The sequence below is a fragment of the Halomonas sp. C10-5 genome (assembly GCF_057169305.1).
This window is the reverse complement of sequence record NZ_CP175665.1, coordinates 1,121,306-1,137,970: the sequence shown is the minus strand read 5'-3', so window position 1 is coordinate 1,137,970 and position 16,665 is coordinate 1,121,306. Positions and strand designations below refer to the sequence as shown.

General features: G+C 67.5%; 16 protein-coding genes and 1 other RNA gene. 9 read left to right on the top strand and 8 right to left on the bottom strand.

The features are described from left to right. Window positions 1-8: 8 nt before the first annotated feature. From ACJ7IV_RS05360 to ffs, 4 genes are all read right to left on the bottom strand, one after another. Window positions 9-803 (bottom strand): ABC transporter ATP-binding protein, encoded by a 795-nt coding sequence (locus tag ACJ7IV_RS05360; protein WP_282041823.1) that lies wholly within the window; start codon window positions 801-803, stop codon window positions 9-11. Then, on the bottom strand, window positions 800-1,681 hold the full coding sequence (locus ACJ7IV_RS05355; protein WP_483866098.1) for an ABC transporter permease: 882 nt from the start codon (window positions 1,679-1,681) through the stop codon (window positions 800-802). The genes ACJ7IV_RS05360 and ACJ7IV_RS05355 overlap by 4 nt, the downstream gene beginning before the upstream one ends. A gap of 47 nt (window positions 1,682-1,728) precedes the next feature. Next, complete coding sequence (locus ACJ7IV_RS05350; protein WP_483866097.1) at window positions 1,729-2,691, bottom strand: ABC transporter substrate-binding protein; 963 nt, start codon at window positions 2,689-2,691, stop codon at window positions 1,729-1,731. 277 nt (window positions 2,692-2,968) lie between these two features. Then, window positions 2,969-3,065, bottom strand: an RNA gene (ffs, locus tag ACJ7IV_RS05345) — signal recognition particle sRNA small type. A gap of 246 nt (window positions 3,066-3,311) precedes the next feature. Between ffs and ACJ7IV_RS05340 the strand changes: the two genes are divergently transcribed. From ACJ7IV_RS05340 to ACJ7IV_RS05330, 3 genes are all read left to right on the top strand, one after another. Continuing rightward, complete coding sequence (locus ACJ7IV_RS05340) at window positions 3,312-4,535, top strand: ATP-grasp domain-containing protein (protein ID WP_483866096.1); 1,224 nt, start codon at window positions 3,312-3,314, stop codon at window positions 4,533-4,535. 66 nt (window positions 4,536-4,601) lie between these two features. Then, complete coding sequence (locus ACJ7IV_RS05335) at window positions 4,602-6,641, top strand: hypothetical protein (RefSeq protein ID WP_483866095.1); 2,040 nt, start codon at window positions 4,602-4,604, stop codon at window positions 6,639-6,641. 6 nt (window positions 6,642-6,647) lie between these two features. Further along, window positions 6,648-7,412 (top strand): TlyA family RNA methyltransferase, encoded by a 765-nt coding sequence (locus ACJ7IV_RS05330; RefSeq protein WP_483866094.1) that lies wholly within the window; start codon window positions 6,648-6,650, stop codon window positions 7,410-7,412. A 14-nt stretch (window positions 7,413-7,426) separates the two neighbouring features. On the opposite strand, the gene mscK is transcribed toward ACJ7IV_RS05330, so the two are convergent. Continuing rightward, complete coding sequence (gene mscK, locus ACJ7IV_RS05325) at window positions 7,427-10,855, bottom strand: mechanosensitive channel MscK (protein ID WP_483866093.1); 3,429 nt, start codon at window positions 10,853-10,855, stop codon at window positions 7,427-7,429. A 137-nt stretch (window positions 10,856-10,992) separates the two neighbouring features. Here mscK and ACJ7IV_RS05320 point away from each other — a divergent pair, with 137 nt between their 5' ends. From ACJ7IV_RS05320 to ACJ7IV_RS05305, 4 genes are all read left to right on the top strand, one after another. Next, on the top strand, window positions 10,993-12,054 hold the full coding sequence (locus tag ACJ7IV_RS05320) for a phospholipase A (RefSeq protein WP_483866092.1): 1,062 nt from the start codon (window positions 10,993-10,995) through the stop codon (window positions 12,052-12,054). A gap of 96 nt (window positions 12,055-12,150) precedes the next feature. After that, a complete protein-coding gene (locus ACJ7IV_RS05315) occupies window positions 12,151-12,474 on the top strand; it encodes an ElaB/YgaM/YqjD family protein (RefSeq protein ID WP_483866091.1) in 324 nt (107 codons plus the stop codon). Further along, a complete protein-coding gene (locus tag ACJ7IV_RS05310) occupies window positions 12,474-12,881 on the top strand; it encodes a phage holin family protein (protein ID WP_483866090.1) in 408 nt (135 codons plus the stop codon). Before ACJ7IV_RS05315 ends, ACJ7IV_RS05310 begins: the two co-directional genes overlap by 1 nt. Continuing rightward, a complete protein-coding gene (locus tag ACJ7IV_RS05305; protein ID WP_483866089.1) occupies window positions 12,871-13,164 on the top strand; it encodes a YqjK family protein in 294 nt (97 codons plus the stop codon). The genes ACJ7IV_RS05310 and ACJ7IV_RS05305 overlap by 11 nt, the downstream gene beginning before the upstream one ends. An 8-nt stretch (window positions 13,165-13,172) precedes the next feature. Here ACJ7IV_RS05305 and ACJ7IV_RS05300 read toward each other — a convergent pair whose 3' ends face one another. Continuing rightward, complete coding sequence (locus ACJ7IV_RS05300) at window positions 13,173-13,646, bottom strand: barstar family protein (RefSeq protein WP_483866088.1); 474 nt, start codon at window positions 13,644-13,646, stop codon at window positions 13,173-13,175. Further along, window positions 13,643-14,020 carry a guanyl-specific ribonuclease gene (locus ACJ7IV_RS05295; RefSeq protein ID WP_483866087.1) on the bottom strand — a complete coding sequence of 126 codons (378 nt, stop codon included), beginning with the start codon at window positions 14,018-14,020 and terminating at the stop codon, window positions 13,643-13,645. Before ACJ7IV_RS05295 ends, ACJ7IV_RS05300 begins: the two co-directional genes overlap by 4 nt. Before the next feature lie 161 nt (window positions 14,021-14,181). On the opposite strand from ACJ7IV_RS05295, the gene ACJ7IV_RS05290 reads away from it, so the two are divergent. Together ACJ7IV_RS05290 and ACJ7IV_RS05285 are read left to right on the top strand one after the other, a co-directional pair. Continuing rightward, window positions 14,182-14,640: a DUF4149 domain-containing protein gene (locus tag ACJ7IV_RS05290; RefSeq protein ID WP_483866086.1), complete on the top strand. Its 459-nt coding sequence runs from the start codon at window positions 14,182-14,184 to the stop codon at window positions 14,638-14,640. A gap of 77 nt (window positions 14,641-14,717) precedes the next feature. Then, complete coding sequence (locus ACJ7IV_RS05285; protein WP_483866085.1) at window positions 14,718-15,452, top strand: ParA family protein; 735 nt, start codon at window positions 14,718-14,720, stop codon at window positions 15,450-15,452. 20 nt (window positions 15,453-15,472) lie between these two features. Here the strand turns inward: ACJ7IV_RS05285 and ACJ7IV_RS05280 are convergent, their stop codons facing one another. Continuing rightward, window positions 15,473-16,648: a BaiN/RdsA family NAD(P)/FAD-dependent oxidoreductase gene (locus tag ACJ7IV_RS05280; protein ID WP_483866084.1), complete on the bottom strand. Its 1,176-nt coding sequence runs from the start codon at window positions 16,646-16,648 to the stop codon at window positions 15,473-15,475. Window positions 16,649-16,665: the final 17 nt, after the last annotated feature.

Genomic DNA, 16,665 nt, shown 5'->3' with positions numbered 1-16,665 from the left:
TGTCTCCTTCAGCCCAGCAGCAGCGAATCGTCGTCGACCTGCTCGCCGCGGGCCCGCTCGAAGAGCCTGAGCAGGTCCGGCACATCGAGCCCCTCGCGCTCCTCGCCCTTGACGTCGAAGGCCACCTCGCCCTGGTCCATCATGATGGTGCGATGCCCCACGTCCAGCGCCTGGCGCATGCTGTGGGTGACCATCAGGGCGGTGAGACGCTGTTCGCGGATGATATCGGCGGAAAGCTCGAGTACGAAGCTCGCGATGCGCGGGTCCAGCGCCGCGGTATGCTCATCCAGCAGCAGGATCTCCATGGGCTGCAGCGCCGCCATCAGCAGGCTGACTGCCTGGCGCTGGCCGCCGGAGAGCAGCCCGATGCTGTCGTGGAGACGATCCTCCAACCCCAGTCCCAGGCGCGCCAGGTTGTCGCGCAGGCGGCTGCGCAGGCTGGGGTCCAGCGCCCGCCCCAGGCGCCGACGACGCCCGCGGGCGAAGGCCAGGGCCATGTTCTCCTCGAGGGTCAGGGTGCTGCAGGTGCCGGCCAGCGGGTCCTGGTAGACCCGCGCCACCAGGTCGGCACGCTTGAAGGCCGCCAGGCGGGTGACGTCGCGCCCGCCGATCAGCACCCGCCCCGGCTGGGCGATGATCTCCCCGGCCAGCACGTTGAGCAGCGTCGACTTGCCGGCGCCGTTGCCGCCGATCACGGTCACGAACTCGCCCTCGTCGATGGTCAGGTCGATCCCCTTGAGCACGTGGTTCTCGAGCGGCGTGCCGGGATTGAAGGTGACGTGGATATCCTGGAGTTCGATCATGCGCTGCGCCTCCTGAGCTTGAGCCGCGGGAGCACCAGCGCGAAGCCGACCAGCAGGGCAGTGACCAGGTTGAGGTCCTGGGCCTGGAGGCCGATGAAGTCGGCGTTGAGCGCCACCGCCACCATCAGGCGATAGAGGATGGAACCGAAGATGCAGGCCAGGGTGGCCACCAGGATGGTGCGCCCGGGAATCAGCGACTGGCCACCGATGACCGCCGCCAGGCCCACCACGATGGTGCCCACGCCCATGGTCACGTCGGCACTGCCCTGGCTCTGGGCGAACAATGCGCCACCCAGGGCCACCAGGGCGTTGGAGAGCGCCATGCCGGAGAGCACCATCACCGAGGTGTTGATGCCGTTGCCCGAGGCCATCCGGGCATTCTCGCCGGTAGCCCGCATCGCCAGACCCACCTCACTGTTGAGGAAGCGGTTGAGCAGTGCGGTGACCACCACCAGGCCAACGAGGATCGCCAGCGGAAAGACGATATAGCGGCTGACCGGCAGCGACTCCAGCGGCGTGAAGATGGTGTCGTCGGTCAACAGCGCGATATTGGGTCGACCCATCACCCGCAGGTTGATCGAATAGAGCGCGATCATCGACAGGATAGAGGCCAGCAGGTTGAGGATCTTGAGCTTCACCGCCATCCAGGCGGTGACCGTTCCGGCCATGGCACCGGCTATCACCGCCAGGGCGGTGCCCACCCAGGGGTTGCCGCCGCCGACGATCCACACCGCCGCCACAGCGGCACCCAGCGGGAAGCTGCCGTCGACGGTGAGGTCGGGAAAATCCAGAACGCGGAAGGAGAGATAGACGCCGAGCGCCACGAAACCGAAGATGAGGCCAAGCTCGATGGCCCCCAGAAAGGCGATAAGACTCATGAATGCTTCCAGTCACGGGGAGGGCTGCCCCTCCCCGGTTCAATGCCTCAGTCGAAGATCTCGACCGCCTGCTCCTCGAACTCGGCCGGGATCTCGTAGCCGATCTGCTCGGCGGCGCCACGGTTGAGGATCAGCTCGAGCTTCTCGACAGTGCCCACCGGCAGGTCACCGGCCTTCTCGCCACCCAGGATGCTGGCGATCATCTCGCCAGTCTGGCGACCCATGTCGTAGTAGCTGAAGCCCAGTGACGCCAGGGCGCCACGCTCGACGGAAGAGTTGTCGCCGGTGAACACCGGGATGTCGGCGTCGTAGCCCACCTTGAGCACGCTCTCCAGGGCCGAGACCACGGTGTTGTCCACCGGCACATAGATGGCATCCACGCGCCCGGCCAGGCTGCGCGCCGCGCCCATCACCTCGGAGGTACGCGAGGCGGTCACCTCGACCAGCTCGAAATCGAGCTCGGGTGCCATCACGCCGAGCTTCTCGGCCTGGGAGACGGAGTTGGCCTCGCCGGGGTTGTAGATCACGCCCAGCCGGCCGGCCTCGGGGAACATGTCGCGGATCAGCTGCAGCTGCGCCTCCAGAGGCGGGGCATCCACCACCCCGGTGATGTTGCCGCCGGGAGCCTCCATGTCACTCACCAGCTTGGCGATCAGCGGGTCGGTGACGGCGGTGAAGACGATGGGAGTATCGTCCTGCAGCGCCGACGCCGCGGCCTGGGCAGACGGCGTGCTGATCGCCAGCACCAGGTCGGGGCGATCGCCGGCAAACTTGCGGGCGATCTGAGCGGCAATGGAGGTGTCACCCTGGGCGTTCTGGAAGTCGACCTCGAGGTTGTCGCCCTCCACGTAGCCGCGCTCGGCCAACTCGTCCAGGGCGCCCTGGCGACTGGCATCCAGGGCCGGATGCTCGACGATCTGGGTGATACCCAGGGTGACGGTCTCGGCCTGGGCCACCCCAGCCATCAGCATGGAGCCCAGCACCGTGGAGAGGATTCGACGCCGCATCATGGTGTTCCCTCTTCTTCTGTAGATGTGTTGTTGCGCTTGGTGAGTCGTTGCCACGCCTAGGGAAGGCGAAGTCTGCACCTTAGCGCGCTTCACCGCCGCGGCCAATACGACCTTCCAACGAACGTCCGTTTGGCGGCTGCTTCAGGGATATTGACCACAGGCGCCCGACAACCTCGACCGACACGGAGCAAAGACGAGGAGGCAACTGGATGGGGGGATAAGGGGATGCGAGATACGGCCAGCCAGCCGGCGGGAGCTGGGCCCGAAATGGAGGCGGCCCCGACAGCCACATCCCGGCACACGCGGCCACCGCTACCGTTGCTCCCTTCCGGGCCTGGCGGGGTTTGCGGTTTGGCGTTGCGGGAGGACCGACGGGGCCACCACAGCGCGACATCGTCTCGATGCCGACTCGGCCTGGTTGACGTTGTCGATCAACGTCTTGCCGAGAGCGGGCGCACTATAACAGCGCCACCGGAGGCAAGCAAGGGCGCGGGCCGGCACATTGCAGGATGTCGACCAACGCTGAGTGCTGTAGCATGAGGATTAACCCTTCCTTACGCCATTATCTCTGCACGATACGTCAGGGAGGCTTGCTCATCGCCGAACACAGGAGGCGCCCCATGAAAAAGGATCCGAACAAGGGCTATATCGCTCTGCTGGGCTGGAGCCTGAACGCCGTCGAAGCCGCCGAGAACTTCGACCGACGCTACGTCGTGGTGGCGCCGGACTGGGCGGAGGAGTATTGCCAGAAGCATGATATCCCCTACGTGCCGTGGAACTTCGAGCGCTTGAACGACCGCTCCATGGAGATCGCCGAGACGCTCAAGAAGATGGGCGTGGACGTCGCCATCCCCATGTTCGAGGAGACCGTGGAGTGGGCCGGCGCCATCAACTCGGTGCTGCTCGACAACCCGCGCCTCTACGGCCAATCGCTGCTGCTGCGCGACAAGGCACTGATGAAGCGCCGTGCCCAGCTGGGCGGCATTCGCGTGGGTATCTTCGAGGAAGCCCACGACAAGGAGGACGTCATCCGCTTCCTCAAACGGGTCAACCAGACCCTGCTCAAGCTCGACGGCGACCCCAATGACCCCATCCACCTCAAGGCCTTCGACAAGGCCGGCTGCCTGGGCCACCGGGTGATCCGTACCCCCGACGAGGTCGATACCATCCCCGACGAGGAGTTCCCGGTGCTGATGGAGTCGCACCTGGACGGCTGGGAGTTCGCGGTCGAGGCGTGGATCCACGACGGCAAGATCGTGTTCCTCAACATCTCCGAGTACGTGACCCTGGGCTACTCGGTGTTCGTGCCGGCCTCCCCGGAGCTCGAGAAGTACCGCCCGCAGATCACCGCCCAGATCGAGAAGCTGATCAAGGCCTTCGATATCGAGTTCGGCCTGATCCACCCCGAGTACTTCGTCACCAACGACGGCGAGATGTACTTCGGCGAGGTCGCCTATCGTCCGCCGGGCTTCAAGGTCTTCGAGCTCCTCGAACGGGTCTACGGGTTCAATGCCTACCAGGCCAGCATGCTGGTGTTCGACCCCAAGGCCACCACCGAGGAGGTCAAGGCCTTCTTCCCCAAGGAAGTGGTGGATGCCGACGGCTATGCCGGCTGCTTCGGGGTCTATCCGCGCCGCCGCGTGGTCAGCAAGCTGGAGATTCCCGAAGAGGTCGAGGACGACCCCTACTTCGAATCCCACGAGCTCACTCCGCCTCTGGAAGAGACCGTCACCAAGCGCACGGCCTTCGGCACCCACTGGGGGCTGATCTACTTCAAGGGCGACGAGGCGGCACGCATGAAGGAGCTGCTCAAGCATATGGAAGAGCTTGATTTCTATGTGTGAGCTTGATTTCTGCGCGTGATCTGGGCTGTCATGTAATGCATGACAGCCGGACGACAAGGATTCAGCGTGACGACGCAAGATGAGACTCAGCCGGGTGGCGGCGAGACGCCACCCGACGATGCCAAGCTGCGCGGCCTGCTGGACAAGCTCGATGAGGCGACCGCCCTGCTCGAAGGTGCACGCGACTTCGCCAAGCCCGGCAAGCTACCGCGGGTGCTGGATACGGCACGCCGCGTACTGCTTCAGGAGGGTGGCGCCGCCGCCATCGAGAAACGCGCCCAGACCCTGGAGCAGGCCGGCGTGTTCGCCGGCTCCGACTGGGAGACCCCGCAGTACCTGCTGCCCACGCTGACGACCCACGCACTGAAGAGCGCCGACCCCAACATGGTGGTCATCGAGGCGCTCAGCGAACTTCGCCTGCTGGCAGTGGCCAAGGGGGAGTACCTGCACCCCATGATCTCCGCCGAGCAGGCACATCACTACCTGACCCAGGTGATGGCCATCAACCTGTGGCTGCTGTTCGGCGCGCCCAGCGAGGCCGAACGGGAGACCCAGGGGCGCCTGGCCAATATCCCCCGCCACCTGTTTCACCATCTGGCCGAGCGCATCGGCTACGAACATATCGTCGACAGCCTGATCGAGGAGATCTGGCGCATCCTGCAGCAGCGGCCCATCCAGGTAGAGCCGGTCAAGCAGATGATCACCCAGATCGCGCTGTGCCAGACCAACCCGGATATCGATCTCGGCGCCAGCGGCCAGGGCGCCGACCGCCTGGTCAGCTCGCTGTTCGGCCCGACCTGGGCCTGCCGCGAGGACCCGGGCATCGACGTCTACCGCGAGCGGCTCGCCAGCATGGACACCGCCGCCCTGCAGGGCGAGGCCACCGGCTTCGCCCGCGCAATGCACGATACCGGCCTGGTCTCGCCCTACCACCCGGTGCTGCTGCGCCACCTGCTGGATCACGGTGACCACCTACTGGCCGAGGCGCTGGGCCTCTCCGCCACAGGCCGCGACTGCCTGCTGTGTTACCGCGAGTTGGTCTCGGCGCTGATCCGCGGCGGCGTGCACCCGGCCACTCCCCAGGCCGCCTACGGCCTAGCCCTGACCCTCGAGCGCGGCATCCTCTACCAGCCTCCAGTGGCCCCGGCCATGTGGCGCCAGCTGGGCCTGACGCTCTCCGAGTGGTCACAGTCACGGCTCAACCTGGCCTTCGGCGAGGCGATCTCGCCGCGAGCCAGGCTGCTCGAAGGGGTGCTGTGCATGCTTGGCCAGCCACTGGGTGTGGGCCAGGGCAACAACCCCACCTGCCAGTCGGCCCGGGCGCTCTCCATGTGGGCCTACAACGACCCGGACTACCTGCTGCAGATGGTGGCCTGGGCGGCGCGTGACGACGAGATCATCATGCATTTCGAGGGCCAGCCGATCTCCTCCATGGCCAGCCTCTCGGGGGTGGCCCAGAGTCTGCCCATGGACCTCGACCCGGTGTCGCTGATCGTGGTACCCCACCTCGACCGTATCTACGCCGAGATGGGCCGACGCTGCATCGGCCGCGAAGGCGACCCGCACCGCTGGGTCAATCCCGAGTTCCACGGCTGGTGGTCCGGGCGAGGCTTTCGCATCAACGTCGACGTGGCCAGCGGCCAGCTGCATGAGCTGGATACCTTCCTGCGCCACTTCTATGCCAGCTACCACCCCTACTACAACGGCAACCAGCCGCTGATCCATCCGCAGCCGGCGGGCATCGCGGTCACCGACAGCGCGGCACGCTTCATCGGCTGGCACGCCATCACCGTGCTGCGAGTCAACCTTGACCCCTCCGACGTGATGCGGGTCTACTTCTTCAACCCCAACAACGACAGCGGCCAGGACTGGGGCGACGGCATCAAGGTCAGCACCGCCGGCCACGGCGAGCGAGCAGGAGAGGCGTCGCTGCCCTTCGAGCAGTTCGCCTCGCGCCTCTACATCTTCCACTACGACCCGCTGGAGCGCGGCGAGCTGGCCCAGATCACCCAGGAGGAGCTCGATCGCGTGATCGGCCATATCCACCGCAGCTGGGGTGCCGACCGCATCCCGCCTACCGACCTGCAGGCCGACGAGGGACCCTAGGGGAAGATGCCGCGCCTCGACCAGTTGCTCGTGTCCCAGGGCCTGGCCCGCTCCCGCACCCGCGCCCAGCGGCTGATTCGCCACGGCCGGGTTCGCATCGCCGATTCGGGCCGGGTGCTCGCCAAGCCGGGCGAGAGGCTGCCCGAGGAGACCCGGCTCGCGGTGGAGGAGGACCCCGAGGAGCGCTACGTCTCCCGTGCCGGACTCAAGCTCGAGGCGCTGATCGAGGCGCTCGACCTTGAACTGACGGGCCGGCTGGTGCTCGACGTGGGCCAGTCCACCGGCGGCTTCACCGACTGCGCCCTGCGCTTCGGTGCCCGCCATGTGGTCGGCGTGGAGGTGGGTCATGACCAGCTCGACCCCGAGCTGCGCGCAGATCCCCGGGTGACCTGCCTGGAGGGGCTCAACGCCCGGGCCATGGCCGACGATACCCGCCTCAAGGCGGCCTTCGCGGCGCAGGGCGCCACCGGGCCGGACCTGGCGGTAATGGACGTCTCCTTCATCTCCCAGACGCTGATCCTGCCCCAGCTGGCCGCACTGCTACCCGCAGGCAGCCAGCTGGCCAGCCTGGTCAAGCCCCAGTTCGAGGTGGGCCCCAGAGGGGTCAACGCCCGCGGCCTGGTCACCGACCCCGAGCGCTACCGGGAGGTGGAGGCGCGCATCCGCGACTGCTGCGCAGAAGTGGGCCTGGAGGTCCGCCACTGGCAACCCAGCCCGCTGCTGGGCGGCGACGGCAACCGGGAGTTCCTGCTCCACGCCGTGCGGCGCTGACCCCCAGGGGCGCCTCAGCGCCCGTCACCTCCCCCGCCACCATCGGCATCACCGGTCTCGATATCTCCCGGATCCCCCTGAGCGCCGGGTGCTGGGTGGTGCTCCGCCAGGGCTTCGGCGCTGGAGCGCCTCTCCACCCGGCGCTCCAGCCCGTCGCTGGCGCGATGCAACCGGACGTCGAGCTGGTTGAAGGCGATCTCGATACCATGCTCTGCAAACAGCTCGCCGACCCGGCAGTTGATCTCGTCGGTGGCGAACAGCCGATCGCCGAGGCTGTTGACGAAGATGCGCAACTCGAAATCGAGGGTGCTGTCACCGTAGTTCATGAAGAACACCTGAGGCTCGGGGTCCGCAAGTACCCGGGCGTTCTCGTCGGCGGCCTGGCGCAGCAGACGGTGCACCAGGCGATGATCCGAGCCGTAGGCCACGCCATAGGTCAGCACCACCCGGGTGACGGTGTCCGACAGCGACCAGTTGATCAGCTGGTCGGTGACGAAGGTCTTGTTGGGGATGATGATCTCCTTGCGGTCGAAATCGGTGACCGTGGTGGCGCGGATGCGGATGCGGCTCACCGTGCCGGTGAGGTTGCCCAGGGTCACGGTATCGCCGATGCGCACCGGCCGCTCGAAGAGGATGATCAGCCCCGAGACGAAGTTGGCGAAGATCTCCTGCAGACCGAAGCCAAGGCCGACACCCAGCGCCGCCACCAGCCACTGCAACTTGTCCCAGGAGACTCCCAGAGTGCCCAGCGACGCCACAAGGCCGGTGCCGACAATGGTATAGGAGAGCAGCGAGGTGATGGCGTAGGCACTGCCCTGCTTGAGGTCGAGGCGTGACAGCACGCTGACCTCCAGCAGGCCCGGCAGGTTGCGCGCCAGCATAAGGGTCAGGGCGATGATCAGCAGCGCCGTGAAGATGTCCGCCACCGACAGGGCGTCGGTCACCAGGTCATCGCCCTCGCCACCCCAGATCGCCACCTCTTCCAGGTAACCCAGCACGGTGAGCAGGTCGGCCCATACCAGGTAGAAAAGCAGCACGAAGCCGATCAGCAGGATCAACTTGGAGAGGCGCAGTGACTGCTGGTTGATCTGCTCCATGTCCAGGGGCGGCTCCTCGACGATCTCGGGGCCGCCGTCGGCTCCTTCCTTGCTCTCGGCCCGGCGGCGCGCCAGCGCACGCCGGAACGCCAGGCGACGCGCCGCGACCGCCAGGCCACGCACCACCGACGCCTCCACCAGGATCCATAGCCCCAGCAGGTAGAGCGTGATGACGAAGCGTCCGACCAGGCTCAGGGCCGTGTACTCGAACCCGCCGACAATCAGCCCGACCAGCACCAGCGGCACTGCAGCCATGGCCAGGCCCAGCACCAGGCGGAACAGCCTGACGCCGAAGAAGGGCGTATGGGCCAGGATCAGCCTCGCCAGGATCACGCTCATGGCCAGCAAACCCAGCAGCAGCAGCGCCAGGGCCAGCGGGCGCTGGCTCAGCCCGAACTCGGACTCCCGCGCCAGGGTGGCAATGGCCAGCACCGGTATCAGGGCCAGCCCCAGCCAACCCAGCAACCGGCGCAGCCGCAGGACATAGTCTGCCGGCCAGTAGAAGTGCCTGATAGCCACGCCATCAGGCGCCAGCAAGAGGCGCGACCAGGCCACCACACCCCACGCCAGGGAGAGTTGCAGGCCGGCCATGCCCAGCGCATCGGCGATGGCATCGCCACCCCCCAGCAGTGCCAGGCTGGCCGCCGCCAGCAGCAGCGGCCCCGACGCCGCCAGCAGCGCATTGAGGAGAATCGCCAGGGGTGTATGAAGCTGACTATCGCTGCGCAGGCGCCCGATCTGCTCATTGAGTCGGGCGAGGCGCGCCTTGAGCGGCCGGCGCCTCCACAGCAGGGCCGCCGCCAGCAGCAGTGGCGGCAGCCCCGCCACGGCGCCCGCTGTGGGCAGGCTCCAGGTGGTGGGCAGTACCTGACGCCACTCCCCTTCATTCCATTCCAGGACGAGGTTGTCGGGAATCTGGCGAATCCAGGCCAGGCCCAGTGGGCGCGTATTGGCGACCCAGAACAGCTGCTCATCGATGGTGGTGCGCAGCCCGCGCGTGGTCTCGTGCAACTGTTGCTGGTTGAGCTGCAGCTCGATGGCCGAGCTGAGCAGACTGCCATAGGTCTGCTCGAGGCGATCGACCAGTTCGCGCCGTGACTGATAGAGGCGCTGCAGGGAGTCGACCAGCCCTTCGCTGCTCTCCACCCCCGCCTCCGCCAGGCGCTGGTTGGCCATACGCTCTCCCTCACGCAGTTGATCGCGCTGGCGCGCCAGATCGAACTGGCGCAGGCGCAGATCGGCGATCTCGTCCTGGAGGTTGCGGCGAGCCTCGACCTGGGGCAGCGCACGGCGCTGTTCTCGCAGGATACGCGCCAGCAGCGTCGAGCCCCGGATCGCCTCGATCTGCTCGTTGAGGCTACGCTCAAGCTGACGCACCTGGTCGAGACTGCTGCGTACCGCGAGGCTCTCGCGCACCAGGGCATTGCTGCGGTCGTTGGCACGCAGCAGCTCCTGGCTGAGGGCGCGGTTGACCTCCTGGGCGCTCTCCAGAACCGGATGCCCCTCCTCCAGCAGCGGGTCATCGCGGACCGCATCGGCGATGGCCTGCTCGGAGGCCATGCGTCGCTTGCGCTCGATGACATTCTGCAGCAGCGCAAGCTCCGCCTCCTGGCTCGCCTGCTGGCGTGTCAGCAGTTCCTGGCGACGCTGGTCCAGCTCACGAAGTCGGGTGTTGGTCCCCAGCTCGCGCTGGTGATAGAGCAGCCGTGCCTCGGCGAGGGCACGGGCCACCTGGCGCCGCCAGCGCTGGGGGTCATCGGCGGGAACATCGTTGACATCCAGCTCGTCGAGGTCGCGTCGCGCCTCTTCCACCCGCCGCATGGCCTCGGCGATGGACTGCTGTGCCCGCTCGGGCAGGGTCTGGGCGGTGAGCAACTGCGCATTGACCTCGGCGAGGCGATCCTGAAGGCGCTGCAACTCCACCACCGCCTCCTGTTGGCGGACCTCCAGTTCATCCAGTGAGAGTTCATCCAGTTCGGCGGCGGAGACCTGGCTGGCCGCCGTCTCCTCGTTCAGCTCGCGCTCCAGGCGCAGCAATTCCTGAGGCGCCTGTTCCACTCGGCTCTCGAGCGCCTCACGGCGCTGTTCGACCTCGGCCAGAGCATCCAGATCGGCGAGAGTCGCCGTCAGCAGATCGATGGTGGCCTGATCCTCTTCGGAAGGCCCCTCCTCGCCGGCCCCCTCCTCGAGGGCCGCGAGTCGCTCCTCCACGGCGGCACGCTCGGGCAGTGACTCCTGCTGGGCCAGAGCCGGCAACACCATGACCAGAAACAGCAGCCCCACCAACCAGCATGCCGCATGTCGCCACCCACTCCCTCTGGCACCACCGCCTGCCTGTCCGCTCACGCTACTCTCCCGCTGGGTTATCCCTGCCATCGATTCTCCGCCCCCACTCCCGGCAAGGCAATCACCACGCGCCCAACGGTTGACTTGCCTTCCGGGCGTGGTAGAACAGCGGTCTAACCCTGCACCGGACCCCTGCCATGCGTCTGCCGATATGCACCGCTGCCCTCACCTCACTGGCCCTGCTTATGAACGGCACAGCCCAGGCCGCGTCGGACACCACCGACCGCGCCGCGCTGGAGGCACGCCTCGCCGAGCTGCGCAGCGAGGCCGCCGCGGTGCAGGCGAGGCTCGAGGCCCTGGAGGAGGAGCCAGCTTCCGCTACGGCGGGCCCCGGCGAGTTCGCCTGGCCCTCGCCTCCACCGATCGCCCCCGGCGACATCGCCGTGGTCGAGGCCGCCGAGCGCCGCCAGCTCGAGCAGGAGTCCAACCGCAACCCCTACGCCATCACCGCCTATCGGCGCAACTACCTGTTTCCGTTTACCTACAACCGCAAGCCCAACCATGCGGCCTATACGGAGTTGACCGGCGAGGAGGGGATGGAACGCAGCGAGCTGAAGTTCCAGTTCAGCGCCAAGGTGGCCCTTGCCGAGGGGCTGTTCGGCAATACCGGGGACCTCTACTTCGCCTATACCCAGCGCAGCTGGTGGCAAGCCTATAACACCGACGACTCGTCGCCCTTCCGCGAGACCAACTACGAGCCCGAGATTTTCCTGAGCTTCGACAACGACTGGCAGATCCTGGGCTGGGCCAACATACGCAATCGCCTGGCCATCAACCACCAGTCCAACGGTCGCTCCAACGAGCTGTCGCGCAGCTGGAACCGCCTCTACCTGGAGACGGTCTTCCAGCGTGGCGACTGGGCGGTGAGCCTGGCCCCCCATTACCGCCTGCCGGAGACCACCGGCGATGACGACAACCCCGATATCGAGCGTTACATGGGCTACGGCGATGTGACGCTGGCCCGACGCTTCGACGACAACGAGCTCAGCCTGATGGTGCGCGGCAACCCCGGAGCCGGGCATATGGGGGGCCAACTCGACTACTCCTGGCCACTCTTCGACAGCAAGATCCGCGCCCACGTACAGTATTACCACGGCTACGGCGAGAGCCTGATCGACTACGACCAGAGCACTCAGCGCCTGAGCCTGGGCTTCAGCCTCAACCCGCTGTTCTCTCCCAGCAGCGGTCTGCTGCGCTAGCCCTGACCGGCGTCAAGCATCTGCAGCCGGGGCACTGTCAAGCCGCGCCCCGGCTGCTATGCTGGGCCTGTCACCCACCGTCACAGGAAGACTCACATGGCCAATCGCACCCAAGAATCCACCGAGCAGCTCAAGGAAGACCTGCAGCACCTCAGCCAGACCATCGAGGAGCTGGTCAACGCCACCGCCGACGACTCACGCAGCAATATCAAGGAGCTGCGTTCACGCGCCGAGAAGCGCCTCAAGGAAACCCGCGAGCGCCTCGAGTCTCGCGGGGAGCGGCTCTACGGGGAAGCCCGCGAGACCCTTGACCACCAGGTGGATGCCTGCGATCGCTACGTCCGCGACAACCCCTGGACCAGCATCGGCATCGGCGCCGGTGTAGGGGTCGTGATCGGCATGCTTATCGGGCGTCGCTGATGGCATCCAGCCAGGGACCGGCTCAGCGGGTTTTCACCGCCGGCAGGCGCCTGCTGGGCAGCCTGCTGGCGACCGGCGAGACGCGCCTGCGTCTCGCCGTGCTGGAGCTGGAAGAGGAACGTGCCCGCCTGGTGGGTCTGCTGCTGCTCGCCGGGCTGGCACTGATCCTGCTGCTGCTCGGCATTGCGGTGCTCACCACCCTGGTGATCGTGGTCTTCTGGGACAGCTACCGACTGACTGCCATCGCCGTGAGCGCCGGCGTCCTGCTCGGCGGCGGCCTGCTGCTCTGCCTGCGGGTGATGCAGTTGGCGCGCCGGCGCACCCTGCTGGCCAGCACCCTCAAGCACCTCGCCACCGACCGCGACCTGGTGGAGCACGATCGTCGGGAGGCCCGCCATGACGACTAACCGCCGGCCACGCACCCCGCGCGCCGCTACCAAGGCCGAGCTGGAGGCGCGTATCGAACAGCAGCGCGTGGATATCCTGGTCGCCGCCAGCCGCTGGCGCAGTGCCACCCGGCCAATCGATGACGGCTGGCGCAACCTGATGCGCTTCAAGGCGCCCCTATACGCGGTGGGCGGCCTGCTCCTGCTGCGCCTCGGCCGACATCCGGGGCGACTGCTGAGACTCGGCCGCCGCGCCACCGCCGGCGCCCTGGTGGTCAACCGCGCCCGACGCCTGCTGCGCTGAGCCCCGGGCTACCCGATCGCCTCACGCGGCAGCGCCGGCAACTCCAGGGCCCAGGAGGGAATCTCATCCTCCCAGAGAATCAACGTGGCCAGCGCATGTCCACGGGCCGCCCAGTGCTCGGCGGCATCCTGCATCAACTCCAGGAAGGCGGCCATGGCGGCCACCTCGGCAGCAGCGACCGGCACCACCACCACCCGGGCCCTCCCCGCCTCCCACTCCAGTTCCGTCAGGCAGTCCCAGGCGGCATCCCAGTTGCGCCCGAAGTACTCGGGGAACCCCAGGCTCTCGGCCAGGCCATCGAGCAGTGTCTCGCGGCTCCAGAACGGCGCCGATCCCAGGCGACGGCAGTCGAGCCCCACCGTGCCGGCCGCCTCCGCGTCCAGCCCCGCGGCATGCGACGCCTCGAGGCCATACACCCCGGCATGGGCCGGGTCTTGCAGATAGCGAGCCAGGGCTTCCAGCGAGGTCAGAGGGGCAGTCAACGTCGATCCTCCAGCACCCGGAACGAATCGTAGTGGTCATCGGTGTAGTAGAAGACCTCGGGTGGCTGGCCACCGGTCACGATGCGGCGAGCCCCGCGATGGGATAGCCCCGGGGTCTCCACGGTGTATTCGCGATAGTAGCCCCGTGGTTCCTGCGGCAAGTGGCCCTCGCGGTTGAAGAAGGTGGTGCCGTCCTGGGAGTGGGGGAAGGGACCGCCGCGCTCGATCAGCCCAAGGGTCGCGTCGATCTGCGCCTGCCCCGGCAGTTGCTGCTCCACGGCGGGTGGCTCACCGCCGCCACGCCAATCCAGCGACCCCTCGAACCAGGAGAGACCCGCCAGGGCCAGCAGCGCCACCAACAACACTCTCTTCATCACGACCTCGTTACCAAGCCAAACGGCTCCCATGATGCCGCGGGGTGCCGACAACCGCCAGCGCACGCTCCTGCACGCCTGGGCAGGGGGCCCGGCCTGGGGTATGGTGCCGACAGGGACACTCCCTGCCACTTCTTCTGATTCGACCCGAGGAGCCGCCCATGACGCTCGCCATCACACTGCACGTTCTCGCCGCCGTGATCTGGGTGGGCGGCATGTTCTTCGCCTGGGTCGTGCTGCGCCCGGTGGCCGCCAGCCAGCTCGAGCCACCCGCTCGCCTGACCCTGTGGCGCGGCGTGTTCGCGCGTTTCTTCCCTTGGGTGTGGGCCGCCGCCGCGCTCCTTCTGGCCACTGGCCTGTGGATGCTCTTCGCGGTGTTCGGGGGCATGGCCGGGGCACGCTGGCATATCCACCTGATGCTGGCCCTGGGCCTGGCCATGATGGCCATCTACCTGCACCTGTGGTTCGTGCCCTGGCAGCGCCTGCAGCGGGCCGTGGATGGCGAGGCCTGGCCCGAAGGCGGCCAGCAGCTGGCCAGTATCCGCCGCCTGGTGGGCCTCAACCTAATCCTCGGCCTGTTGACCAGCGCCATCGCCGCCGGCGGACGCTATCTGGCCTGACATCTAGCCGTCACGCTTCTGTCACATTGGCATGACAATGTAATCGCCTTCCACCCTTCTGACTCGGGAGATGCCCCTTGCGCATGCTGGCCCTCTACAGCATCAAGGGCGGCGTCGGCAAGACGGCCTCGGCGGTCAACCTGGCCGCCGAGGCGGCCGCCGACGGTCAGCGTGTCCTGCTCTGGGACCTCGACCCCCAGGCGGCCACCACCTTCTATCTGCGTGCCAAACCCAAGGTGCGCGGCGGGGTCGCCCGGCTGGTCAAGGGCAAGGCCGCCTACGACAAGGTGATCCGCGCCACCCAGGTCGAGAACCTCGACCTGTTGCCGGCGGCGCTGGCCTCACGCGAACTGGACCACCTGCTCGCCGAACGGCGTGACAACCAGCTCCGGCGTATCCTCAAGCCGATCCGCGATGACTATGACCTGGTGATCCTGGACTGCCCTCCCACGCTCTCGACCCTCTCCGAGAGCGTCTTCGCCAGCGTCGATGCGCTGCTGGTGCCCATCGTGCCCACGGTACTCTCGCTGCGCACTCTGGAGCAGCTGCGTGCCTTCCTGGACGAGCGCGATGTGCCCTGCCCGGTCTGGCCCTTCGTCACCCTGGCCGACCGCCGCCGCACCCTGCACCGTGAGATCATCGACTCGTTGTCCGAACGCTGGCCGCTACGCCTCTCGCAAACCATTCCCAGCGCCAGCGTGGTCGAACGAATGGGACTCGAGCGCGCCCCGCTGTGCAGCTTCGCGCCGCGCACTGCCGCCGCCCAGGCCTACCGCCGGCTATGGGAGGAGATCGCCCAGCGCTTGGCCTGAATGCCCGGCCCTTGGGTCAACTAGAGACTCTGCCCGCAGGCCACGCCGCTGGCCCAGGCCCACTGGAAATTGTGCCCCCCCAGCTCCCCGGTCACATCCAGCACCTCGCCGATGAAGCGCAGCTGGGGCAGCCCCGCCACCGCGAAGTCCCGGGACGAAATGGCACGAGTATCGACCCCGCCCAGGGTCACCTCCGCGGTGCGCCACCCCTCGGTGCCGGCGGGCTTGAGCCGCCAGCGGTTCAGCGCCTCGGCCCAGGCCTGTAGGCGAGCGTTGCCGCACTCCGCCAGCACCCCGTCGTCGCCCTGCCACTCCACCATTGCCTGGGCCAGCCGTTTCGGCAGGCGCTCACCGAGCCAGGTGGAGAGGCGCCGCTTCGGCGTCGCGTCGCGGGCGGCGCACAGCGCCGCGAAGGCGTCCTCGCCGGGCAGCAGGTCGATGGCAATCTCGTCGCCGGGTTGCCAGTGGCTCGAGACCTGCAGCATGGCCGGGCCGGAGAGGCCGCGGTGGGTAAACAGCATCGGCTCACGGTAGCGTCCGTCTCGGCAGCTGGCCTCCACCTCACAGCTCACCCCGGCCAGCGCCTCGGCGCGCGCCTTCCACTGCGAGGTCAGGGTGAAGGGCACCAGCGCGGGGCGCGTGTCGGTCACCGCCAGGCCGAACTGGCGGGCGATCTCGTAGCCGAAGCCGCTGGCCCCCATGCTGGGAATCGACAGGCCACCACTGGCCACCACCAGGGCACCGGCATCGACCCTACCCGCGGACGTCGCCAGACGGACGCCCTCCCCCCGCCGCTCCACCGTGTCGATGTGCGTCTTCAGGCGAATCTCGACCCCCGCCCAGTCGCACTCGGTGAGCAGCACGCGCACGATCTCCTTGCTGGAGTCGGCGCAGAACAGCTGTCCCGGGGCCTTCTCCACATACTCCACGGCGTGGCGCTCCACCAGCTCGACGAAGTGCTCGGGTCGATAGCGCTTAAGGGCCGAGATACAGAAGTGCGGATTGCCCGAAAAGAAATTGGCCGGCGTGGAGTTGAGGTTGGTGAAATTGCAGCGCCCGCCGCCGGACATCAGGATCTTCCTGCCGGCCCTGTTGGCATGGTCCAGTACCAGCACCCGGCGCCCCGCATAGCCGGCACTCAGGGCGCACATCAACCCCGCGGCACCAGCGCCGATCACCACCACGTCATATGTCACCCTGCAGCCCTCCCGGC